Origin of the sequence: Wolbachia endosymbiont (group A) of Crataerina pallida (assembly GCF_964028475.1) — a bacterium.
Lineage (GTDB): Bacteria > Pseudomonadota > Alphaproteobacteria > Rickettsiales > Anaplasmataceae > Wolbachia > Wolbachia pipientis.
Map to the genome: position 1 here is coordinate 1,026,575 of NZ_OZ034785.1, position 24,106 is coordinate 1,050,680.

The 24,106-nt window shown below is 34.9% G+C and carries 21 protein-coding genes, 2 tRNA genes and 1 rRNA gene; 9 read left to right on the forward strand and 15 right to left on the reverse strand.

All coding sequences use genetic code 11. The features are described 5' to 3' along the window. Positions 1–108: 108 nt before the first annotated feature. The 10 genes from ABWU55_RS04975 to ABWU55_RS05020 all read right to left on the reverse strand — a co-directional run bounded on the left by ABWU55_RS04975 (position 109) and on the right by ABWU55_RS05020 (position 10,913). Complete coding sequence (locus ABWU55_RS04975) at positions 109–1,329, reverse strand: hypothetical protein (RefSeq protein ID WP_007548692.1); 1,221 nt, start codon at positions 1,327–1,329, stop codon at positions 109–111. Next, positions 1,326–2,057, reverse strand: a complete 732-nt coding sequence (locus ABWU55_RS04980) for a hypothetical protein (protein WP_038250643.1) — start codon at positions 2,055–2,057, stop codon at positions 1,326–1,328. Before ABWU55_RS04980 ends, ABWU55_RS04975 begins: the two co-directional genes overlap by 4 nt. Further along, entirely contained in the window at positions 2,050–3,279 is a 1,230-nt protein-coding gene (locus tag ABWU55_RS04985) for a lipoprotein-releasing ABC transporter permease subunit (protein WP_353286195.1), read from the reverse strand. The genes ABWU55_RS04980 and ABWU55_RS04985 overlap by 8 nt, the downstream gene beginning before the upstream one ends. A gap of 178 nt (positions 3,280–3,457) precedes the next feature. Next, positions 3,458–4,317 (reverse strand): IS630 family transposase gene (locus tag ABWU55_RS04990; protein WP_156518142.1). Its coding sequence is split into 2 segments (ribosomal slippage): positions 3,458–3,993 and positions 3,993–4,317, totalling 861 coding nucleotides; the frame shifts between segments, so codons are not numbered across the junction. 195 nt (positions 4,318–4,512) lie between these two features. Further along, complete coding sequence (locus ABWU55_RS04995; RefSeq protein ID WP_070357004.1) at positions 4,513–5,721, reverse strand: hypothetical protein; 1,209 nt, start codon at positions 5,719–5,721, stop codon at positions 4,513–4,515. A gap of 128 nt (positions 5,722–5,849) precedes the next feature. Next, complete coding sequence (locus ABWU55_RS05000; protein ID WP_264329418.1) at positions 5,850–7,142, reverse strand: sugar phosphate nucleotidyltransferase; 1,293 nt, start codon at positions 7,140–7,142, stop codon at positions 5,850–5,852. Between the two features lie 112 nt (positions 7,143–7,254). Next, positions 7,255–8,493, reverse strand: a complete 1,239-nt coding sequence (locus ABWU55_RS05005) for a hypothetical protein (protein WP_010082038.1) — start codon at positions 8,491–8,493, stop codon at positions 7,255–7,257. A gap of 84 nt (positions 8,494–8,577) precedes the next feature. Then, entirely contained in the window at positions 8,578–8,934 is a 357-nt protein-coding gene (gene sdhD, locus ABWU55_RS05010) for a succinate dehydrogenase, hydrophobic membrane anchor protein (RefSeq protein WP_010963113.1), read from the reverse strand. After that, on the reverse strand, positions 8,931–9,308 hold the full coding sequence (sdhC, locus tag ABWU55_RS05015) for a succinate dehydrogenase, cytochrome b556 subunit (RefSeq protein ID WP_010963112.1): 378 nt from the start codon (positions 9,306–9,308) through the stop codon (positions 8,931–8,933). Before sdhC ends, sdhD begins: the two co-directional genes overlap by 4 nt. 100 nt (positions 9,309–9,408) lie before the next feature. Further along, positions 9,409–10,913: ribosomal RNA gene (locus tag ABWU55_RS05020) — 16S ribosomal RNA — on the reverse strand. Between the two features lie 153 nt (positions 10,914–11,066). On the opposite strand from ABWU55_RS05020, the gene ABWU55_RS05025 reads away from it, so the two are divergent. Further along, entirely contained in the window at positions 11,067–11,681 is a 615-nt protein-coding gene (locus tag ABWU55_RS05025; protein WP_264329417.1) for a hypothetical protein, read from the forward strand. Between the two features lie 879 nt (positions 11,682–12,560). Here the strand turns inward: ABWU55_RS05025 and ABWU55_RS05035 are convergent. The 3 genes from ABWU55_RS05035 to ABWU55_RS05045 all read right to left on the reverse strand — a co-directional run bounded on the left by ABWU55_RS05035 (position 12,561) and on the right by ABWU55_RS05045 (position 16,822). Then, entirely contained in the window at positions 12,561–13,412 is an 852-nt protein-coding gene (locus tag ABWU55_RS05035) for a ParB/RepB/Spo0J family partition protein (RefSeq protein ID WP_006279814.1), read from the reverse strand. Further along, positions 13,409–14,251 (reverse strand): ParA family protein, encoded by an 843-nt coding sequence (locus tag ABWU55_RS05040; RefSeq protein WP_353286196.1) that lies wholly within the window; start codon positions 14,249–14,251, stop codon positions 13,409–13,411. Before ABWU55_RS05040 ends, ABWU55_RS05035 begins: the two co-directional genes overlap by 4 nt. A 90-nt stretch (positions 14,252–14,341) precedes the next feature. Continuing rightward, positions 14,342–16,822, reverse strand: coding sequence for a response regulator (locus tag ABWU55_RS05045; protein WP_353286197.1), 2,481 nt, complete (start codon positions 16,820–16,822; stop codon positions 14,342–14,344). A gap of 160 nt (positions 16,823–16,982) precedes the next feature. On the opposite strand from ABWU55_RS05045, the gene hemF reads away from it, so the two are divergent. The 8 genes from hemF to sucD all read left to right on the forward strand — a co-directional run bounded on the left by hemF (position 16,983) and on the right by sucD (position 22,703). Further along, positions 16,983–17,807, forward strand: a complete 825-nt coding sequence (hemF, locus tag ABWU55_RS05050) for an oxygen-dependent coproporphyrinogen oxidase (protein ID WP_064124995.1) — start codon at positions 16,983–16,985, stop codon at positions 17,805–17,807. An 81-nt stretch (positions 17,808–17,888) separates the two neighbouring features. Then, the gene (locus ABWU55_RS05055) at positions 17,889–19,088 is read left to right on the forward strand and encodes a hypothetical protein (protein ID WP_338481927.1); all 1,200 of its coding nucleotides are present in this window, start codon (positions 17,889–17,891) and stop codon (positions 19,086–19,088) included. A gap of 68 nt (positions 19,089–19,156) precedes the next feature. Then, positions 19,157–19,228 (forward strand) — tRNA-Glu (locus ABWU55_RS05060). A gap of 28 nt (positions 19,229–19,256) precedes the next feature. After that, positions 19,257–19,943, forward strand: coding sequence for a 16S rRNA (uracil(1498)-N(3))-methyltransferase (locus ABWU55_RS05065; RefSeq protein ID WP_006279818.1), 687 nt, complete (start codon positions 19,257–19,259; stop codon positions 19,941–19,943). 218 nt (positions 19,944–20,161) lie between these two features. Beyond that, a tRNA-Pro gene (locus tag ABWU55_RS05070) sits at positions 20,162–20,235 on the forward strand. Positions 20,236–20,434: 199 nt separating this feature from the next. Then, positions 20,435–20,635 carry a 30S ribosomal protein S21 gene (rpsU, locus tag ABWU55_RS05075; protein ID WP_006279819.1) on the forward strand — a complete coding sequence of 67 codons (201 nt, stop codon included), beginning with the start codon at positions 20,435–20,437 and terminating at the stop codon, positions 20,633–20,635. Between the two features lie 37 nt (positions 20,636–20,672). Beyond that, on the forward strand, positions 20,673–21,824 hold the full coding sequence (gene sucC / locus ABWU55_RS05080) for an ADP-forming succinate--CoA ligase subunit beta (RefSeq protein WP_006279820.1): 1,152 nt from the start codon (positions 20,673–20,675) through the stop codon (positions 21,822–21,824). 3 nt (positions 21,825–21,827) lie between these two features. Beyond that, complete coding sequence (sucD, locus tag ABWU55_RS05085) at positions 21,828–22,703, forward strand: succinate--CoA ligase subunit alpha (RefSeq protein ID WP_010963102.1); 876 nt, start codon at positions 21,828–21,830, stop codon at positions 22,701–22,703. An 8-nt stretch (positions 22,704–22,711) separates the two neighbouring features. Here the strand turns inward: sucD and dapF are convergent, their stop codons facing one another. Both dapF and ABWU55_RS05095 read right to left on the reverse strand, forming a co-directional pair. Continuing rightward, positions 22,712–23,500, reverse strand: a complete 789-nt coding sequence (gene dapF / locus ABWU55_RS05090) for a diaminopimelate epimerase (RefSeq protein ID WP_353286570.1) — start codon at positions 23,498–23,500, stop codon at positions 22,712–22,714. Further along, positions 23,481–24,068, reverse strand: a complete 588-nt coding sequence (locus tag ABWU55_RS05095; protein WP_095742826.1) for a nitroreductase family protein — start codon at positions 24,066–24,068, stop codon at positions 23,481–23,483. The genes dapF and ABWU55_RS05095 overlap by 20 nt, the downstream gene beginning before the upstream one ends. Positions 24,069–24,106 lie beyond the last annotated feature (38 nt).

The following is a 24,106-nucleotide window of genomic DNA, read 5'->3' on the forward strand; positions in this document are numbered from 1 at the left end:
CTTGCAGGTTTATTGTTTGGAGATAAGGATTATATTAAGAAAGTGCTCTAACTTCAGCAATATCAATGTGAAAGTAGCCTAATGGTAATTTCTACACTTTGTGGAATTTTATAATATATAATAAACACAATTAAAACTATTACAACTTGAACACTTATGATCCCATTGTTCTAGTTCCCTGTTACAATTTTTACATTTCCAGCCTGGATCAGGCAAAGCTTCTGAGCCCATCTTGTTTAGCCAATAAATTACCTTGTCGTGTTCTTGCAATGTAACCTTGAGTTGTATTACAATAAAGTAGATTGACATGTAATTAGCTTTTTTCATAGCAGTGTCTAAATATTGACTTGCAAGATCATATTTACCTGAACTCATTGAGGACAAAGCAAGTAAACAGTAACTAAAATAATAATCAGGGCGTAAGTTGTATAGTCTTTCAGCACCTTTACTATTTAAATTGATGTACATTTTAGCTGACTGAGGAGTAGGATTTACTGTATACTCTGCCTCTAGCACTGCAGAAGCTTTTCTGATTTTTCCAAGTTTAATATATAATTCTGCCTTTAAATAATTGATGGGCTGAAAAATTGCACTATAACGTTGTGCTCTAAATAAAGACTTTATAGCCTCCTTAAAATTTCCTTTACTTTCATATTGCTTTGCTAAAGCGCAATAAAACACTGCAAACATTTCTTTATGATCAAAGGGGAGAAAAATATTGGACTTAACTGCTTCCTTCAACCTCAAAATTGCATTAATCCAATCTTCTTTCAATATGCAATGCTCTATTTGAAAGGGAATAGATAGCATTTTATCGTTAATTGAACTAGAGCAATATTCTATAAATTTTTGAAAGACTACTTTTTCTTGTTTGAGGTGGACAATCAGCTTATTGGCTAGAAGTAGAGCTAAGTTACGATTTTTATTTGCAATATTTGTTAAACCGTTACTGAAAAAGCTGTAATTTCCCGTCTTACCTGAGTTAAAGAGCTTTATTAAAGACAACCTATCGCTCTCCTCACTCAGACTTTTAACTAGCTTTTGGGCATTCTCTATATTGTCTAAGTCTATGCTAAAGAAAGCTTCAAAGAGAAGCAATTCTTCCCTATCCCTTCTTCTATTTCTTATGTTGGCAAATGTTGATGAAATGGAGGAAAAAAAGCGTACAAGTGTAATTAATAAAAATAATAAAACTACACAAGTAAAAATAATGAAATATAGATCAATACTTATAGTGTAATTGCCTAATTCCAATTTTATTACTTCACCACTTACCTTGACCCATATACCAAATAAAAACGAAAAAGCGAAAATTATAAAATAAATCATGAGATATATTGTAATAAGTGATGATATATTGTTGAAATATTCTTAGAAGCTACAATAAAACCATTCAATTTATTCAGCCATGGCTTGAATTCTGAATGCGTTAAATTGCTTACTGTAACAGTTATATTTTGCCAATCATTATCATTTATTGACTCCTCAATTTCTGCGAATTTTACTCTTAATGGATCATTTCGGTCGTCTACCTTTATCCAGTTTGAAATGATTTTTTTAGACAATGTACTTTTGTTGTAATCGATAGTATCAATAGTTTTTTCAAAAGATAACTTCAATTCGTGTAAGGTATTTATCTCTTTCAAATTTTCTAATTCATCTACTGCATTTTCTATCTCTGGATCGTCAAGCTCTGATATCAAAGGCTTTATTGAATTTATATGGTTATCAAATTTTGCTTCTCGCAATAACGAATTCTTCATTTTAACCACAAGTAATAGCAATTTTGCAAGGTTCTTACATCTTGAGTTATTATCACCTTGCTCACATTGAGTATGCTGACTTCTCTTGAGGTCAAATATCTTTTTTTCTATTCTAGATTGATTAACTTCAAGCAACATTCTAAATTCATCCATGTTTTCCGTTAAAGCTTTCACATTGTTTTCACTCTCTTGCTGATTTATTTTTAAAAAGATTATGTTATTTATTGTGATGTAACCGGTAAATAACAATACAATTAAGAACCAACCTATGTACTTTTGCTGAGTATCATTCATAACGTAGTATCTCCGCAGGATCTTGTGCAGCTGCCTGCAACGCAGGAGCAATTGTCGCTAAAAATGATAAGAGTAACGCAAGTGCAGAAATATTTACTACGTCTTGGGGTACTAATATCACTGGCAAACTTGAAAAAAAGTATATCATAGGATCAAACAGCTTGACGTTAGTAATGTTTTCTAAAAACACTCTAATGCTTTCGATATTGAGAGAAAAAACGACACCTATAATACAGCCAAGACAAGTTCCCGTAAAACCGATTAATAGACCACAAGCGCAAAATATACGCATAATGCTTCCACTTGTTGCACCAAATGTACGCATAATTGCAATCGCGGATTTCTTTTCTTGCACTATCATCATTAAATTTGAGATAATATTAAACGCTGCTACAACTATAATCAAAGTGAGAATTAAAAACATCACATTTCTTTCAGTTTTTAAAGCACTAAAATAATGGCTTTGCTGTGATTGCCAACTTTCAGCTTCCATTCCTATTTCTTTTTCTATAGCATCTGCCAGCTTATCAGCTCTAGTAACGTCGTCTACAAGTACTTCTATATTTTTTATGCTATTTTTATAATTAAAAAAGGCTTGTGCTGATTTTAGAGGCATATATATCAAGGTATTATCATACTCAAACATACCCACATCAAATATTGCTATAACTTTATATTTTTTCATTCGCGGCATTTCACCAAGTAATGCATCAAATTCTTCAGATGATATAAACGTAATTTCGTCGCCATAGTCAATGTTCAAAACTTCTGCTAAGCGTGCTCCTATTATTATCCCTTCATCAAATTTTTTTACATCACCTATAATTACATTATTTGTAACGGCAGTACTATCAAGCAAATCTTTAGTTGACACACCTCGCACTACGCTACCTGCAATTTTACCATTTGCTACAATAATAACTTGATCATTGGTCATAGGAGTAGCTTTTAATATACCAGGAATTCTCTCAATAGATTTTGAAACTGCGTAGTAATCTGAATTTATGTTCCTATCAAAATAAACGTTAATATGGCCATCAATGCCAAGTATTGAGTCAAGCAACTTTGCTCTGAATCCGTTCATCACAGACATCACCACTATTAGTGTTGCAACTCCAAGGGCAATGCCGATAATAGAGAACAAAGTCATTATAGAGCAAAATCTGGCATTTCTTGCTCGCAAATAGCAAGCAGCCATAGTAATTTCAAAGGCAATGGACATTACAAAATATTTTGAGGTTAGACATTATATTTTTGAAACTTCGTATAATTGTAGACTTTTCTTTATTTAAAAACTAGAGATTTTTGCTTCCTTAAATTTAGCAGACTTATAGAGTATCTTTAACATTAGAATTTCAAAATCTTCCATATATAGCATTTCTCATAATAGTCCGAATAGGTCATAGGAAGGCAGAATCAACAGCACGACGAAAGGATTCGAATAGAGGAATGTTTTTCCTGGCTCTGTTTTTTATAGCAAACCAATGATGCTCAATTTTGTTAAAATCTGGAGAATAAGGCGGCAGATACAAAATTTCTGCACCGACTCCTTTAGCGAGCTTGATAAGCTTATCAGACTTATGAAAAGTAGCATTATCAAGAATGACAGTTTGTCCAGGTTCTAAGATCGGTGCCAAAAATTGCTCAAACCATCCATTAAAAATATCCATATTACAGTGGCCTTCAAATGTTAATGGAGCAACTATCTTTCTTCTACTTAAGGCTGCAACCATGCTGATTCGTTGAGTTTTTTTTCCAGATTTTAGGGCATAAAATCGCTGTCCTTTCTGGCAATACCCATATGGATAGTCCTCCGTGTTATCAATCCCAGACTCATCTATATACACTAAGTTTTCTGGTTCTTTTGTTGCTATAATTTTTAAGAATTCAGCACGTTTTTCTTCGTTCCTTTCCTTGTATCCATATGTCTTTTTTTGCGCGTAAATCCAATTTTTCTGAGAGCTCGGTGGATCGTTTGGATACTAACGTTGCCCCAAAGTTTAGCCATTTCCGACAGAGTTTTTCTACCGTGTTTTTTAGCAAATTCGATAAACTTATTCCAGTCGATAATTTTCTGATTGTAACCTCCATTACCGAGTTTTTTTGACTGAAAGTCGCCTGTTTCTTTTTTTCTTTGCTGCCACTCCCACAAAGTAGTTCGTCCAATTTTAAATCTTGCTGCCACTGCTTCTCTGCTTTCCCCTTCGTCTAGTGCTTCCATTGCTTTTTTTCTTAAATCATAACTATATGCTGCCGGCATCCAACCTCCTTATCGCCATCTATCCTTAATCTTATCATATCCGGACTTCTGTGGAAAGAGCTATACATCATCCAACCTCACTATATCATTATCAGATAAATGCTCTCCTATCTGAAATTCAACTATTTCAAGTGGAGAGCTTGTGCTTTTATAACATAGAAAAAATCAAGAATATTATTGGGTTTATTCAATAAGTTATAATTCTTTCCTTCCATAATTTTCAAATTGTACAACTAGTTGCTTTACATTTACATCTGTGAGAAGAGCATTTTTGCTAACATGAGGTCTCGGATCAGATTTTGCTGATAAGGGATTCATCTGAGATATTTCATCCCTCATTGGAAATAAGCGAGATTGGGAAGCAACTTTTGGTGATGGCCTAGTTTTTTTCTCCACATCTATATTCACTTGTGCAACAGGAGGGGTCCTGCTTTCAATAGTTTGCGCATTAGGACTTTCTTTTGCTTGATTTTGTTTGAATTTTTTTCTTATCTCTTGTACTTTAATATCGATATTATAATTAATTTCTTTTTCCATAGAAGATACTACCATTTCTAGCTTTGTGCTTGATTTTTGATCAGTATGACCTAACTTTTTAAGTTTTAGTGGTAATTCAGGTTTATCTTTAGTTGATTTAGGAACAGTTCCTACTACTTTTGGTTTTTGTCTAACTTCTTGACCAGCAGTAAACATTTTTTTTGGCAATGGGGGTGCTATTGATGGTTTTGGCAATATTGGAGGTTTAGATTGTTGTTTTTGTTTAAGTTCTCTTTTTGCTTCCATATGTTCTTTAGGAACTGTTACATAAATTAGCTCTTCTCTAGGCGATTTTGAACTTTGTGAATTTTCTGTTAAAATTTTACTCTTCTTCTCTTGATAATTTGATATCTCTTTGTATCCAGGCTTTTCATCTAATGAATTTCCATGGCCTGAATCATTATAATTAACTTCTACTTGTCTATCTTCTTTTAGAAAACTGCGTTCTGGCTTTTCTGGAGCTATTGCAATATTTCCTCTTTCAACTTGCTCCAAACCTGAAATTTTACGATAAGCCTCTAGATATTCAAAGATTGTCATTGAAGTAGGAGGAGGTAATTTATCAATAAAACTACTTATATTCTTAACTGGAACATTTCTTCCCGAGATTCTATTCAATATTTCCTTTAATATCTTAAGACCTGATGGCTTTCCATTCATCGATTTTACATAATCAATTGAGTCACTACGTATAACAAACTTAGCTACATCTTCTGCCTTATCTGTAAAACGCTTTAATGCCTGAGATAAATCCCTTACCGTTTTATTATAATGTCTAATAGTTACTAACTCATCTCTTGCTTTTATAGCTTCTTTAAGGAAACCGAGATTTTCTCTATAATTGTCACTTTTAAATGGATCCTTCATATTAATTACAACTCATTATTTATTAAAATATGGGTATAGGTTTAAAATATTAAGATTTAGTAAATATTATTTTTTACATAAAGCAGCTATACCCATATTATAAATTGCCAACAAATGCATTTATGGCGTTACCATATTCTTCCATATACATCATCCAATCTCACTATATCATTATCAGATAAATGCTCTCCTATCTGAAATTCAACTATTTCAAGTGGAAAGCTTGTGCTTCTATTTTCAATCCTATGGGAAACTTCCCTTGGGATTTCTATCATATGGTCCTTTGCTATAGCATATTCTTTGTCTTCTAAACTAACATATCCAACTCCTGATAGCACTATATGGTATTCATCTCTATAGTGATGGAATTGCTTAGAAGTGCAGCTTAATGGATTGATAAAAAGATATTTTATAAGAAAATTTTCGCTCATTAAAATTATACTACAAAATCCCCATGGTTTAACTTCTTTCCTTATCACCTTTACTTTCTTAACTTTATGAATAAATGAAATTAGACTTTTGTTTGGTTGCTTACAAGCTCCACTCAATAAATTTTTATTACTTTCTGTCGTTGAAACTGGTTCTTTTTCTCTAATCACATGCTGAAATGATGCCGGTTCTTTACTAAACTTCTCACTCAATTCTAAAACTGAATTCCAAGTTCCAACATCCAACCAATCGAAATTAGCTTCTATCATTGCAACGTTTTTTGCTTTCTCCATCACCAAGTAATCAATGGATATGCCTTCAATTCCTGCAAAATCTCGTTGTTTTAAATACAGAAATCTCTCTTGCGGTGTGAAATATTTAAAACATAAATTGTAAAGATTCGGGGCAGATTTTTTAATCTCATCTATGTAGCGTTTTGCTTTAAACACAAATATTCCAGAGTTCCAATAATGATCGTTACTTAACTTACGCTCGGGCTTTTCTGTAAAATCTTTCACTATATGACATTTTTCTTTCTGATCATATACTGCATTTATATAGCCGTATTCAGAATTGAATTCATGAGGCTTAACCCCAAAAGTGACTATAGAGTTAGTTTCAGAGGCTAACTTAGACGCTTTTTGAGTAGAAGCATAAAAACTATTCAAATCACCTATAAAATGGTCTGAAGGCAGAATTAACATTGTCTCGTTTTCATTGCAGAGAAGTGCAGCAATTAATATTGCCGCTGCTGTTCCAATTTTCACTGGTTCGAAAATCACTTTATATTCTTGCAGTGCATGCAATTCCTCCATCACTAATGACTCGTACTGTATATTTGTAGCAATTATGGGCGGCATATAATCGCTTTTTAGCCTCAACAAAGTGTTGTGAAACATAGTGTTCTGACTAAATATTTTCTGAAATTGCTTTGGCTTAGATAAAGGCCAAAGTCTGCTACCACTACCACCACACAATATTACAGGGCGCATTTAGTTAAGATATTAATTAAATAATTAATATCTTATACTGAGGGCAAAATACATGCAAGTTTTTGTTGTGGAATAGTTAATAAAGAAAGTAAATGTTGATTTAAAGTAATTGCTAATGAGAGTGATCATGTGTAGCGCCTTGCCCTTGCTGTGAATTTCTTCTATTTTGTAATTCCTCAACATGACCTTTTCTTTTATCACTTAATATTTCATTACCCTTATTTTGTTCTTCCTCAGGACTCTTTAGTATTTCATTACTCTTGCTAACTTCTTTATCATCCCCTTGTTTCTTTGGCCTTCTAGCGTTAAGCTCATCCCATGTGCCCACTAGTGAATCACGATTCCCATGATCCGGCTTTAGCCTTTCTTCACCTTTAATAACATTAAAGTCACTTTTTGCTTCTTCCAAACATCCTTTCAGTTGGTGTTTCCACATGGTGTAGTAAGCATCACCATATTTTTTCTCATTTGCTACAAACAATAAAATTGGAGCCTTAAGTATGGTAGCTCCCATATCCACTAAATTTTTTACTGCCATTGCAGGAGTAAATAAAAGATAACCAAAAGACTTTGCAATTGGGTTTTGTTCGCTTATTAAATGCTCCCCTAACTTTATAGGAAGAGAAGTCAACAATTTAGTACAAACTTTAGCTAAACTTGTAGCAAAAACGATAGGAACAGATATAAGACTTTTATCTAGCTCTAGATTACCATTCTGATCTCTAATTTCTGAAAAATGGGTGCTTAGCTTCTTGTAATCACTAGTGTATAATAATTCTCCATTTCTTCCTTTTTCATCAACAACTTCCTGAACTTTACCTTCTTTATTTTTTACCTCTTTAGTTAGCACAGAAGAATTAGTTAATTCAAATGGATATTGAGGATCCTTAGTTTTTTCAGCTTCAAAAATTGGCACGTGTTTTTTCAAATCCATTCTCGAAAAGCCTAATGGCTCAAAATATGACTTATGCAACTCATTTATCGGAATTTGCTTACCCTGATTGTCTATATAATTGATAGTAAAATAAGATCTATCATTATCTTTATCTTTGGTAACTAAAGATAATCTGAAACTTGGTTGTTCTCCATTCTCATCTTTTTGACCATACAAAAGTTTATAGGTTGGATTTTTATCTTTATCTAGTATAGCATTTCCATGCATATCCCTGTTTTCTATGATTTTAGCAGACTGTACAATTTGATCATAATTTTTTGGATACTGGCATTTCCTTCCATCATACATCATTACCTTTCTAAGGTCTTCGACGTAAACTTGAGATTCAGGTGAAGTAAGCAGACCTTTTGCTTTAAGTGTAAGATCTATTGCTCCCTTTTTTAATGCTTCAAACATATTGTCAAACCAAAATCGCTATAATGCTATAGTTCAATAATAAAACTAGTACACTAATAATATATTAACACAGCACCGGTGATTTTACAAGAAAATATGCCTGTAGAAGATAAAGATTGTAAAAGCGAGGGTTATATAAGTAATGCTTGATAAGTACTTTATGCATGTAATTGTAAAAATCCTCAAAGGTACGCTGTGTATATAATCTTCGCATACTACCTGCATTCCAAGAACTGCGTGCCAAAAAATGCAAAACAACAATACAACAAAAAATAAAAGCTCTAGAGGGTGATTAATAAATTTTTCACTAAAAGACAAAGAGCTATCAGTATAAAATGTGCAAGAAAATGAATAGATAAACCAAGGAAACAGGAACAGTAAAATTACCGCAGAAACACGCTGAACCCACCAATGATGTACTGAATTTCCAGACTGACTCATATAAACATAAATAAAAAAGCCATAGTAGAAAGAAGTAGCGTTACTGTCAGCAGTATAGCACTCCTTGAAACGCCAGTAATTTCTAAATTAAGCCCAACATCCCACAATAAATGACGAATACCATTAAGAAAATGATATACAAAACTTATAAAACATAAGACATAAGCTAATTTAGCAACAGGAGTGAATAATAATGCATTTAAGTACCTTACTATAAGTAACTCAGGAAAGTAAACATGTAATATGAAATACCAAGAAAGTATCATTAATAAAAGGAATAGCAAGATACCAGTCAATCTATGCATAATAGAGAAAAAACTAGTAACTTGTACTTTATATATTTGTAAATGTGGAGAAAGAGGTCTATCACTCATAAAATTCCGTTATCGGGAAATTAAAATAAAGTAGAAGTAAAGACAGCAGTATAGCACATAACAACACCATCATTAAAAATGGTAAATTATGTGCAAAGCCTAAGGAGGTAATCCAGCTGCAGATTCCCCTACTGCTACCTTGTTACGACTTCACCCCAGTCACCGATCCCACTTTAAATAACTCCCTCCTTGCGGTTAGGTCGTTAGCTTCGAGTGAAACCAATTCCCATGGCGTGACGGGCAGTGTGTACAAGACCCGAGAACGTATTCACCGTGGCGTGCTGATCCACGATTACTAGCGATTCCAACTTCATGCACTCGAGTTGCAGAGTACAATCCGAACTGAGATGGCTTTTAAGGGATTAGCTTAGCCTCGCGACTTTGCAGCCCATTGTAGCCACCATTGTAGCACGTGTGTAGCCCACTCCATAAGGGCCATGATGACTTGACATCATCCCCACCTTCCTCCAGTTTATCACTGGCAGTTTCCTTAAAGTCCCCAGCATTACCTGATGGTAACTAAGGATGAGGGTTGCGCTCGTTGCGGGACTTAACCCAACATCTCACGACACGAACTGACGACAGCCATGCAACACCTGTGTGAAACCCGGCCGAACCGACCCTATCCCTTCGAATAGGTATAATTTCCATGTCAAGGAGTGGTAAGGTTTTTCGCGTTGCATCGAATTAAACCACATGCTCCACCGCTTGTGCGGGTCCCCGTCAATTCCTTTGAGTTTTAATCTTGCGACCGTAGTCCCCAGGCGGAATGTTTAACGCGTTAGCTGTAATACAGAAAGTAAAACTTCCCATATTTAACATTCATCGTTTACAGCGTGGACTACCAGGGTATCTAATCCTGTTTGCTCCCCACGCCTTCGCGCCTCAGCGTCAGATTTGAACCAGATAGACGCCTTCGCCACTGGTGTTCCTCCTAATATTTACGAATTTCACCTCTACACTAGGAATTCCTCTATCCTCTTTCAATCTCTAGATTAGCAGTTTTAAAAGCAATTCCAAGGTTGAGCCTTGGGATTTCACTTTTAACTTACTAATCCGCCTACGCGCCCTTTACGCCCAATAATTCCGAATAACGCTAGCCCTCTCCGTATTACCGCGGCTGCTGGCACGGAGTTAGCCAGGACTTCTTCTGTGAGTACCGTCATTATCTTCCTCACTAAAAGAGCTTTACAACCCAAAGGCCTTCTTCACTCATGCGGCATGGCTGGATCAGGCTTTCGCCCATTGTCCAATATTCCCCACTGCTGCCTCCCGTAGGAGTCTGGACCGTATCTCAGTTCCAGTGTGGCTGATCATCCTCTCAGATCAGCTATAGATCATTGCCTTGGTAGGCTATTACTCCACCAACTAGCTAATCTAATATAGGCTCATCTAATAGCAATAAATTTTTCCCCCGTAGGGCGTATACGGTATTAGTTGCCGTTTCCAACAATTATTCCGTACTACTAGGTAGATTCCTATACATTACTCACCCGTCTGCCACTAAGTTATACCATAGCAAGCTACAATATAACTCCGTTCGACTTGCATGTGTTAGGCCTGCCGCCAGCGTTCATTCTGAGCCAGGATCAAACTCTCAAATTTAGACTTCAACCTATAAAAGGTTGAGGGTACATCGGATAAATCCGACAAAAAATAATTTAGCTTAATACTGCTGTCTTTATTTCTACTTTAGAAATATTTTAATCTCCAACTATTCAAACAACTTTAAGAATATTATTATGTGATATAATCACTATGTCAATATGTTTTTGCAAATCAAAAGCATTAATGTATAAATATATAACTATTTGGAATATTACCATGAAAAAATACATCTTTCTGCTTGCACTCGCGCCAATGTTAGTTGGCATCACATTATACTTATTGCGCAACATTGATAACACAAAACAATCTATAACTGCAGGTGACAAGTTTTACGAAGTATTATTCTTAAAAAAAGATAATAAGCCGCTGCTAGAAGAAATAGATTCAAATTGGGAGTATTTAGCAAATTTTGAACGCGCATTCAATCATATCTCAGATTCAATGCCAACAGACACAGCATCTATTTATAATGATTTGGCAGATGATAAAGATGCTCCTAATGTTTTGCGTGAGTTAGCACAATATTTAGAAGTAATGAGCTTACTTCACTCCAACGGTGAAAAAATAAATAAAGATAAAATTGATAATTTAGAATCAAGTGCAGTGTATCCTTATTCAAGCCAAGAAGCTATCGCTGTAGTAAAGATACACAATAACGACATTAAAGGTGCAACTGAAATATTGCGTTCCCTATTAAATGATAGAAAATGCCCTATCCTAATCAAAGCTAATGCACAAGAATTACTCAGGATATATGGGAGTTAACTCATTGGACTTTTTGCATAGCTTTTGGCAGCGCATCGGATGAAACGAAAAAACTTACTTGACACCCTTCGCCAGCGCCCTTATCATGATAGTGAAGCTATTGTATTTGCTTTCGCCAATCTGCAGATTAAAAGGTAAGGATTACTTAATGTATCGGCGTCTTATGTTCAATTTTTTGCAGTATATAGATACTGTATGTCTTTACAAAACTTCATCTACATCTAGATTTTTATCTAAATAAGCTGAACGCGCTTATAAAGCGTTACAAGACATCAAAAAATGCCAATACTCGACAGAGATAGTAAAAGACTAGCTAACTCGGGGGTTCTTTGTCTTTTTTTCTGCTTAGTAAACTTCTTAAACATTTGCAGCGTAAGTTAGTTGCAATTAAAAGCAGCTTAATCTTGCTTGTCAAGCGTTTAAAACATAAAAAACGCCAATATTTTAAAGCGGATAATAACCCCAGGGCTTCTTTTGCCTTTTTTTTCATTTGGTAAATTTCTTAATATTTATGGCTAAAGATTGCACGAATGTTGCAATTACAAAAACGATTTCTACTAGGGTGTCATCCCAGTGCGTGACACTGGAATCCAGCCTTTATTATGCAGCCACTTGGTTGAAATTAAGTCTTCTGGATCCCAGTGTCAGCTACTTGGATGACACCATTCTTTTTCCTGGATCCAAGTAGTCAGGGCACTGGGATGACAGCTACCCTGACAATCGTCATCCCGCTGCTTGTTAGCGGATACCGCGGCGGTATGACGTAGAAGTTATACTTTTATGCTTACCAACTTAATAAAATTCCTGGATTCCAGTGTCAGCTACTTTCATGACACCAACAGTTGATATTGGTTTGTTGCTTTGCTAGCCAACTACTAGCTATGCCTCAAGTTTCCTATTCAAAATTTTCAATATCAAATCCAATTCATTTGGATTATCATACCGTATCATAACTTTACCCTTAGAATTGTTGTCATTAATTTTGATCTTTAAACCAAGTTGAGAAGATATAGCGCCTTCTATTACTGTCATATCTTGATTTCTAGTATATCTCTGCTCTTTTTGATTGTTGTTTTGATGTAGGTCCTTTATCAGTTTTTCAGTTTGTCTAACGCTTAAGCCCTGAGAAACTATTTTTTCTGCAATACTTTCCGCATTTTCAACATTAATCAACGCTCTTGCATGACCCATAGACAATTTTTTCTCATTGATCATTGTTTTCACCCTATCAGGGAGCAACAACATCCGAATCATATTGGTTATGTGGCTGCGGCTTTTGCCTATAGCTGAAGCTAATTCCTCATGTGTATAGAAAAACTCATCTATCAGTTTTCTGTAAGCTTCACCTTCCTCTATTGGATTAATATCTTGCCTTTGTATGTTTTCAATAATGGATACTTCCAAGCATTCCTTGTCGCTCAGATCTTTTATGATAACCGGTGCACTATCAAGATTTGCAATCTTGCTTGCTCGCCAACGACGTTCTCCAGCTATTATTTCATAACCATCATCATTTGAATCTTTGCGTACCACGATAGGCTGTATAATGCCACTTTTCTTTATCGAATTTGCAAGTTCTCTTAATGACTCCTCGTCAAAATGTTTCCTCGGTTGAAATTTGCTTGGGTGCAGTAATGAAATAGGCAAATGCTCTTGTCGATCTTCTTTATTATCATAATTATCGCCTATGAGGCCGGCAAGACCTCTGCCGAGGCGTCTATCATCCTTCATACTACGCCCTCGCTTACTAGTTTCTTCTCCTTACAACTGCTCGCGTGCTTTTTTAAAATTTCCCTTGCCAAACTTATATATGCTTGTGCACCAGGACACTTAAGATCATACACAATAGCGGGTTTTCCATGAGAAGGCGCTTCTGATAACCGTACGTTACGTGGAATAACAGTCTCATACAATGGGATGATAGTTTTGTATACTTTATCATTTAAATACTGGCAAATATCGTTTTTAATCTGTTCACTGAGTTTGTTGCGCCTGTCATACATTGTTAACACTATCCCTTCTATTGCCAAAAAAGGGTTTAGGTTATTCCTTTTTATTAGCTCCACAGTTTTAACTAAATAGCTTAATCCTTCCAGAGCAAAAAATTCACACTGAAGAGGAACAATAATAGAATTAGCAGCAGTCAAAGCATTTATGGTCAGAAGCCCAAGTGATGGAGGGCAATCGATGATTATATACTCATAATTATCGCGTATCTTCTCCAATGCGCTTTTTAGTACGAATTTTCCTCGCTCAAGTTGCGATAATTCAATTTCTGCAGCTGACAAATCAACTACTGACGAAATTAGCGATAAATTCGGAATTTCCTTTATATTGAAAATTGCCGATTCTATCAATTTATTTTCGCTGCTTAGTAGTATTTTGTATATGTTTTTTTCTTCCCTACTACGATAAGAAATCCCGAGTCCGGTGCTAGCATTTCCTTGAGGATCAAGATCTACCAATAAAGTGCTTTTTCCCACAGCAGCAAAGGCTGTCGACAAATTTATACTAGTTGTGGTTTTGCCAACTCCACCCTTTTGATTTACTATTGCAATAATCTTGCTCACGCCTTTTATCTTATGTATAAAATAATTCTATTGTATATATGCAAGAAACTTTTGCATTAGAAAATTTTTTTGTTGCTAACCACACTAAAATTAGACTGTCTTTTTTGCTTTGTGTAACACACTTTGAACCTTGTTTCCTAATTCATTCAGAGTGAATGGTTTTGGCAAAAAGTGAAAATCTTCTATATTGATGTCATCACTCTTTAAAAAAGCATCTTCTGCATACCCAGAAATAAAAATAACGTTGATATTTGGCCTATGGATCAATGCTTCTTTAACTATTTCTGGGCCGCTCACCTCTGGCATGATTACATCAGTGATTATAAGATCTATATGTTGACTTTTTTTACTGATTATTTCTAGCGCCTCGCTGCCTATGCTTGCTTCTATTACATCAAATCCTTTTCTTTTGAGTGCTTTAGAGATGAATTCCCTTACTGAATCTTCATCTTCGATTAATAAAATTATACCATTACCTTTAATTTCACTTACTACCGGTTTTTCTGTTTCTTCACTATCTTCCTCTCTATCATTTTCATCTGATATGTAAACCATGGGCAAAAATATGCTAAATTTAGTTCCATGATTTACTTTGCTAGCAACATAGATGTATCCTTCAGTTTGTTTAATAATGCCATATACAGTAGAGAGGCCAAGACCTGTACCAGAGGTAATATCTTTGGTAGAAAAAAATGGATCAAAGATCTTTTCAGTTGTATCACTCGTCATTCCACATCCAGTATCAATTACTTCAATCACAACATAATTTCCATGTTCAATCGCTTCCTTGTCTGGAGAAAACATATCCTGAGGTGTAGAATTTAATGAGTCAATCTTTTGATTAAAGGTTCGTATAGTTAATTCTCCGCCCTTTTCCATAGCAGCACTAGCATTGACTGCTAAGTTAAGTATAACTTGCTCTAATTGCCCTTGATCAGCCCTAACAGCACCCAAGTCTCTACCATAATAAATATTAAATTTTATATTTTCACCTATTAATCTTTTTATCATTTCATAAAGATTAGCTATAGTATTATTTACATCAATAATTTTTGGCTGCAAGGTCTGTCTTCTTGAGAAAGCAAGCAATTGTCTTACTAAATTTGATCCACGCTTTGCATTTTGCTGTATCTGTATTATATCTCCAAAAGATGGGTCACCAGCTGAGTGTTGGAGTAAAAGCAAATCGCAAAATCCTATTATCCCAGTCAATATATTGTTGAAATCATGCGCAATACCACCTGCTAACTGCCCTATAGCTTGCATCTTTTGATAATGCTCAAGCTTTATCTCTAGGTTTTTGTGTTCAGTATTGTCAATAAAATAACAAAGTATGAAGATCATTTTATTATGAAGAAACTTATTGAAATATATTTTTATGTTATTACCGCCGTTGAGCTGTACATCAAAAGACGCATTATTTATTCTATTACTCGAAAAATATTCACGTATTTTCACATGATAACTATCCAATATCAACGTAAAGATTGAATTATTATCTGACCCTGCAAGCTTTATTAGTGCCGTATTTTTCTTTACAAAGTTGCCGTTTATGTCACATTGTGCAATAGCAATTGATGAATTTGCAAAACAAGGGTGTAATTGATAATCAACAATATTTGATTCGGTTGGTGTTATAAAGCCATATATATAGCTATGGTTGTATTTATCACAAAATATAGCAGTGCTCATATAAGCCTTGAATGGAATACCACTTATAGTAAAAAACAAAATTTCATTATCGGTTGTTGTATTGTTATATTTAGATTGAGATATAAAATCACTGATTGAGCTACCTTTTTCCAGTTTTTTTAGTTCAAATATGTCTAAAAATCTTTTATTTACAGATAAAATCACCCCTTTGGCATTTGCAATGTAAGTTCCTATGCTGTGTTTTTCTATTAACTCTTCATATATCTGCTCCTTGTTTATCTGTGTTGCTTTTAATACAAAATACCCATCTGGCCTTGCTATTGGCACTAATGATAAATTTAAAATCTTATTACTATTTATAGCAATTTGGGGATTATCTGGTATCGGCTCAAAGAGCAAAAGAAAGTTAGATACTCTATTCTTCTTGTTTAAGGAAATGCATACCTGTACAGAAGAGTTATTTTTTAGTGCATGATAGAGTACTTTTTTGTCTGCTTCTGAAACATCTCCTATTTCAAGAATCTTGTCTAACGTAATGTCATCATCTATATGATCTTTAAACCTTTCGTAGAACCTTGCATCAGCATAAATAATACCTTCATCTTTATGTAAAATAAGGCAAAATTCTGTATTATGACTTAGTGCATTTGCAAATATTGCATTTTGAAATTCTATAGTATTAAGTAGGTATCTGTAGCGTTTTACATTATACACCATAAAGAGAGTTGTTAGAATGCTAACTAATAAATTAATCTCTATATTAATATGCTGACTATATATATCAAAAAAGTAGAGTATCGATATTGCTACTGGAGGTAAGAGCATAATAACTGCCATCACAACAATTGACATTCCATAATTTCTTAGTATGAAGTCAACCCTGTTCTCTTTTTTGTTATCTATGTATCTTTTATTCATTATTGTTACTTGGCATTGTTGTACATACGAAAATGTTCTATTATATTGATTTAATTATTATAGATTTATTAACGTCTTTGATAGATAATTATCATCCAAATCTAATTAAGTTCCTTAAATATCAGATATAACAATGTTAATAAGCTAGCAAGAGGATATTATGGAAAAACAAAAAACACAAGCATTTAAATGGTTCTGTGCACTAAGAGATAAGATTATAGAATCTTTCTTATTAATTGAAAAACAATCATCCGCAGAGCCAAAAATCGAAAAGAGAAAGTGGGATCGCCCAGGTGGTGGAGGTGGTGAATCTACAATTATTTTTGGTAATGTTTTTGAAAAAGTTGGAGTAAACGTTTCAAAAGTACACGGAAAATTTGCAGATTCAGCCATTAATGAAATTCCTGGTGCAAGTGAAAGTAACGGAGAGTTCTGGGCAAGCGGTATATCTTTAGTGTCTCATATGCAATCGCCCCTTATCCCTGCAGCACATATGAACACAAGGCTGATATATACTTCAAAACAATGGTTTGGTGGAGGAATGGATTTTACGCCAATATATAAAAATGAAGAAGATTGCAAGTATATCCATGAATCAATCAAAATGACATGTGATAGATTTGACACCGGATATTATCCAAAATTTAAAGAGCAATGTGACAATTATTTTTTCTTACAACACAGAAAAGAGCCACGTGGTATTGGTGGCATTTTCTATGATAATCTGAGTTCTGGCAACTGGGAAAACGATTTTGAGTTCACAAAAGCAGTAGGTGAAGCCTTTTTGGAAATTTATTTGCACATCATACGTAAACATATACAAAAATCTTGGACAAAAGAACAACGAGAAAATCAATTAATAAAACGTGGCAGATATGTAGAATTCAATCTGTTATACGATCGTGGCACAAGGTTTGGTTTAATGACTGACGGCAATCCAGATGCAATTATGATGTCAATGCCACCACTTGTTAAGTGGTTATAGAGAGCTGCTATTAGTAGAAAATAAATCATCATAGTTTAAAATTGTACCATGGTAGTGAGCTTTTATATAGGGGGTATAATCATGGGCATAATAGATAATTTTTTAATTAAATCTGTCAAAAACAATGACATAAAAGGTGTTAAACTGACTCTAATTCTCTATGATGCATTAAATAGTTTTAGAAAATTCTTTTCAAAGACTATGTCTCTCAAGAATACAGGATCATTTGATATAAATAATAATCAAGCTTTAAATCAGGCTTTAGGACATGCTACAGATCACAAAATAATGGAATTGCTGATTAATCGTGGAGCTGATATCCACTCAATAGATGAGAATGGAAAGAATGTTATAATTCGTGTTATTGAGAGTTTAGCAGAATCAAAAAATCTAAAATTGGATAGTGAGAAAAACTTACCAGCAGAGATAATTCTTCACCCCACAGTTTCCTTTTTACTAGGAAAAGGCGCAGAGTATTATTCTACAGATGATTTGAATGTTGAAGCTATACAACAAAAACCTCCTAGAACCTCTGAATATGAGCCAATAACTATGTACGCTGAGGTGAACAACAATGTAATACCACCTCAAAAACCTTCTAGAACTTTTGAGTATAAGCCAAAGAGCACTAATTATGATGCTTTGCCTTCAAAAGAGCCAATTTACGCTGAGGTGTATGATGCTAAGGTTAGTAACTCATTAGGGGAGAATGGTTATTTGAGTGTATCAGAAGAATCTATTTATGCTGAAATATATGATTCACATAAAAAATCCACTGAAAATTTATCATTGGAAGATAGTGGTTATTTGAGTATATCAGAAGAACCTATTTATTGCACTATAGATGATCTTTCAGAACAAAAAAAGCCTACTAGCCTAAAACAGAAAGAGCCAGAACAGTCGTCAGAACCTATTTATGCTAGGGTAGATTTGTCCAAGAAAAGAGCAGAAAGAAAAGCAAAAGACATAAAAGCTAATTCTGGAACTTGCCATGGGTTAGTGCAAGATAAAGTGAATGATTGGCAAGTGAAGCTAAATGAGCTAAGTGCTAATAAGTCGATAAGTCAGCAACAGACTAATGATCAAAAAATTAAGACCAAGGCTGGCTTTAGTGTAGAAGAAATAAGGCAGAAATATGAGCGTAGAGATTCTGGCTATGATTCCGATACAAAAGTTGAACAACAATTAGAATTAGCTCCTAAATCTGAGATAGGTTCAGTGAGTATTGAGCATGGAGTAATAGGAGGCTGTCGATATAAGATTACTGATATATCCCTCTAACTATGTGATTCAAAATAATTGAATTGACTTTATATATGTAATCGATATAACCTAGTTAGATTCAAGTTGACTCTTTCGTCTAGTGGTTAGGACACCACCCTTTCACGGTGGTAACACGGGTTCAAATCCCGTAAGAGTCACTCAAGTAGAATATAATTAAAGTTTTGAATGGGAAAAATTAGGCTCTATGTTGAAGAAGCTTTATCACAAGGCGTGAGTTTAGCACTTAATCCACAACAAAGTCACTATATTTGCAATGTAATGCGGCTTAAGAAGTATGATAATCTCTCTCTTTTTAATGGAAAAGATGGAGAATGGTTAGGAGAAGTAGTTAATATATCGCGTAAATTGACAGAAGTTACACCCAAAGAATGCACTAAACAACAGCAATATGAGGAAAATTTATACCTGTATTGTGCCATGGTAAAAAGTGCTGCTTTGAACAACATAGTAAGACAGGCAACTGAAATGGGAGTAATCTGCATTCAATTTATTTCAACGGAACGTACAGTGGTAAAAAATATTAACCTAAGTAGAGCAAAATTACAAGCAATCGAAGCAGCGGAACAATCAGGTAGGATAAGTATACCAGAGATTTTGCCTCCTATTAACTTTTGTGAGTTACCTGATTCCCAGAGTAAAAATTTTGTTTTGTGTGATGAAACAGGTAAAGCTGACAAAGTGCTGAAAGGCAAAAAAAATGTTGCTATTATTGTTGGCCCTGAAGGTGGTTTTTCATCTTATGAACTTGATCTTGCCGATAAGTTTTGTCAAAAATTGAGTCTAGGAAAAAGAATTTTAAGGGTCGATACTGCTGTAGTTGCTGCACTCACTTTCACCAATTGGTGTAGCTAGATTTTTAAATATGACTAAGGTTTGGGTCATAAAGAAATCTGGTTCAGTGTTGCGCGCACAAAAACCCTGTAGACTTTCTACGAAGCAGTCTGTTGTTAAAGAGGAGCTAATAAAAAACATATTCTAAGATAATATTAAATCTCATATTATATTTTTTCTAAAGTAAACAAATGAATCTTGCATTTTGCCTGAGTTATTGATACTCTGAGTAAAGAAGTCGGGGCGTAGCGCAGCCTGGTAGCGCATTTGGTTTGGGACCAAAGGGTCGGGAGTTCAAATCTCTCCGCCCCGATGTTAGTATAATTGTAAGAACGCTGTAACATAAGAGCAATCTCCATCAGTAAGCAAGTAGCTGACACTGGAATGACATTATTTACCATGTAAATTATGGCATATTACATTTTAACGCTCAAGTTTATAAAATAATTGACAATGTTAATTTTCTAATTTATAAATAGATTTTGAAATGATTACCGAAGGAGGTATAGAGTTTGATAGAAGTATCAGTCCATTATGGTGATGTAGACAGAGCTCTTCCAGTATTGAAAAAAACAATTCAAAAGGAAGGAAGAGGGTTGAAAATGAAAAAACAATATCATGAAAAAAAATCAGAAAAAAGAGCTAAAAAGAAAGCTGAAGCTAAAAAAAAGAGGTACCAACAAGAGTGCAGAAGGCAACGTTATGGTTGGTAGTTTGTACTCAAGTTAATAGTTTATCATTGGTTATTTTATGAATATTCACGAATATCAAGCGAAAGAAGTTTTGCATAAATTTAATGTCCCAGTGCCAAAAGGTTTTGTTGCTACATCTGCAGAAGAAGTAAAGACTCAAGTAAGTCAATTAAAATCTGACGTGTTTGTAGTTAAAGCTCAAATTCATGCAGGTGGTAGGGGTAAAGCCGGTGGCGTAAAGCTAGCAAAGTCAGTTGAAGAAGCTCAACAGTTTGTAAAGGACATGATTGGTATGACTTTAGTTACTCATCAAACAGGGCCAAGCGGGCAGCAAGTAAGAAAAGTGTACGTTGAAGAAGGCTCAAGCATTAAGAAAGAGTATTATTTAAGCCTGGTAATCGACCCGAAGCTCAGTAGGCCAATATTCATATTTTCCTCAGAAGGTGGAATGGACATCGAAGAAGTGGCAAAAAATTCTCCTGCAAAAATTGTGAAATTTGATATTGATCCTGCTACAAGTTTTGATAGCAGCAAGTTAAGCAGCAGTTTTCATTTGAGTCCAGAACAAATAGAAAAGATATCGAACATTGCAAAAAAAATATATGATGCGTTTATTGCAACTGATGCGAGCCAAATTGAAATTAATCCACTGGTTGAAACAAATTCTGGAGATTTTATTGCGCTCGATGCAAAAATTAATTTCGATGATAATGCTTTATATCGTCACCCAGAAATTATGGAACTTCGTGATTATGATGAGGAAGTGAAAGAAGAGATAGAGGCTTCAAAGTATGGGCTCAGTTACATCAAAATGGATGGCAGTATTGGTTGCATGGTAAATGGTGCAGGTCTTGCTATGGCAACAATGGATATAATAAAATACTACGGAGCAGAGCCTGCTAACTTTTTGGATGTTGGTGGTGGAGCGAGTAAAGAAACTGTAACTGAAGCATTTAAAATCATATTGTCTGATAGCAACGTAAAAGGAATTCTGGTTAACATATTTGGTGGTATAATGCGTTGCGATATTATCGCAAGTGGAATTGTTGCGGCTGCAAAAGAAATGAGCATTAAAGTTCCTCTAGTGGTTAGATTATCAGGTACTAATTTTGAAGAAGGAAAAAAAATTTTAGAAGAGTCAGGATTAAATATTATTGCTGCAGATGAGCTAGATGAAGCTGCGCAAAAGATAGTAAAAGAGGTAAAATAAAGCATGTCCGTTTTAGTAAACAAAGATACAAGATTAATATGCCAGGGTTTTACTGGTGCACAAGGCACATTTCATTCAGAGCAAGCAATTGATTACGGAACGAAAATGGTGGGAGGTGTAACTCCTGGAAAGGGTGGGAGCACTCACCTTAATTTACCGGTTTTTAATACTGTAGCAGAAGCCAAAGAAAAAACCGGTGCAAATGCTACAGTTATATATGTACCTGCTAAATTTGCTGCTGCTGCAATACTTGAAGCAATAGATGCAAAAATAGAATTGATAATTTGTATTACAGAGGGCATTCCTATACTTGATATGGTGAAAGTTAAGCGTGCGCTTATCGGCTCAAAAAGTCGATTGATTGGTCCCAACTGCCCGGGAATTATTACCCCTGAAGAATGCAAAATAGGAATTATGCCTGGCCATATCCATAAGCGTGGACACATAGGAATTATGTCTCGCTCCGGAACTTTAACTTACGAGGCAGTAGCACAAACAACCGCTGTTGGTCTTGGTCAATCCACGTGTATCGGAATTGGGGGGGATCCAGTTCATGGTATAACATTTGTCGACTGTATGGAGCTCTTTTTAAAAGATAACGATACTCATGGTATTGTAGTTATTGGTGAAATAGGTGGAAACGAAGAAGAAGATGTATCACATTTTGTGAAAACAGAAAAAACTAAAAAGCCAATCGTTGGTTTTGTAGCAGGCCAAACGGCACCTCCAGGAAGACGTATGGGACACGCTGGAGCAATCATCTCTTCCAGCGGTGGAAGTGCTGGTGCAAAACTAGAAGTTATGCGGAGCGCTGGAATTGCAATTGCTGAAACCCCTGCAGTAATTGGTAAGAAGGTATTGGAAGTAATGCATCACTAGAATTAGGGTCACAAAAACCCTATATCACCGGTCATGAATACGTTATTTGCCCATTCGATTAATAACTTGCCTCCTGGTAAATTTACTGAAGTCTGTTGGGCAACCAGATATCCACGTAGTGTGGATGCAACAAGTGCTGCACAGGCTGCACTACCGCATGATGCAGTAATGCCTGTACCTCTTTCCCAAACTCTTAAAGCTATTTCTCCAGACTTTTCAACTTGTGCAATACTAACATTAATTTTCCGAGGAAATAATGCGTGATTTTCTAGCTTTGGTCCTAAATTTCGCAATGGTATTTCACTTATGTTATCAACAAAAAAAACTATGTGAGGATTGCCAATATTTACTGCAACAGGATCTTTTAGCATTTCAAGCTCTATAGGTAAGTGAAGAGTGTCACACTCAGTAGATAAGGGAATTTCATGCCATTTTAGCAAAGGTTTACCCATGTTAACCTTTATGGATTTATCACCCACTTTAAAACACTCTAAAATGCGTTTGCTTGTTAGCTCAATAATGGAGTATTCAGCACCTTTTTCTGACATTATCAAATATCCAACACAGCGTACTGCGTTTCCGCACATTTCAGCTCGACTGCCATCAGCATTATAGATATGCATAAAACAGTCTGCAGCATTAGACATTGTTATAATTATCACTTGATCACAACTGCTTTGATCAGCAATTTGTCTATGGTTCCAGTCTAAATTGTTTGTTGAACGTGAGTCTATGATAACGAAATTGTTACCAGTGCCGTGCATTTTGATAAAATTTTCAGAATTTTGGCCACTCATCATAAAAAAATATTTCTTCTATTGGTCTTCTTTTCTTCTTACTTGTTTCAGCACCCTCTTCTTCGTAACCAACCGCTATCACTGACATTACGTTAAAGTCATTGGGTATATTGAACTCTTTCACTATTTTATCTCTATCAAATCCACCCATTTGATGGGCCATTAAGTTCATAACTGCAGCTTGTAACATAAGTCCATAATTCGCTGCACCAGTATCGTGATTAGCCCAAAAATTTTCACCTTTATCAGATTTGCGGAAATTCTTAGCGCTTAAAGATATGATTAACACTTGTGCATCTTTTGCCCATTTTTGATTAGATTCATCAAGGCAATTTAGCAGCTTTTCCCATGCGCTTTGATTGTTCTGTTTGTTGCATATTACGTATCTCCAGGGTTCATCACCAAAACATGAGGGAGTCAGCCTTACAGCTTCCATTAAAATATCCATGTCTTCCTGAGATATTGCTCTTGTAGGATCGTATGAACGTCCGCTGTGTCTTGCTTTCATCAACGATAATAGATCTTGTTTACTCATCATTTTTAATTTAATAGTGCATAAATAATTCATTGTAGCACAATATAAGCAAAATTTAAATTGCAAAACCT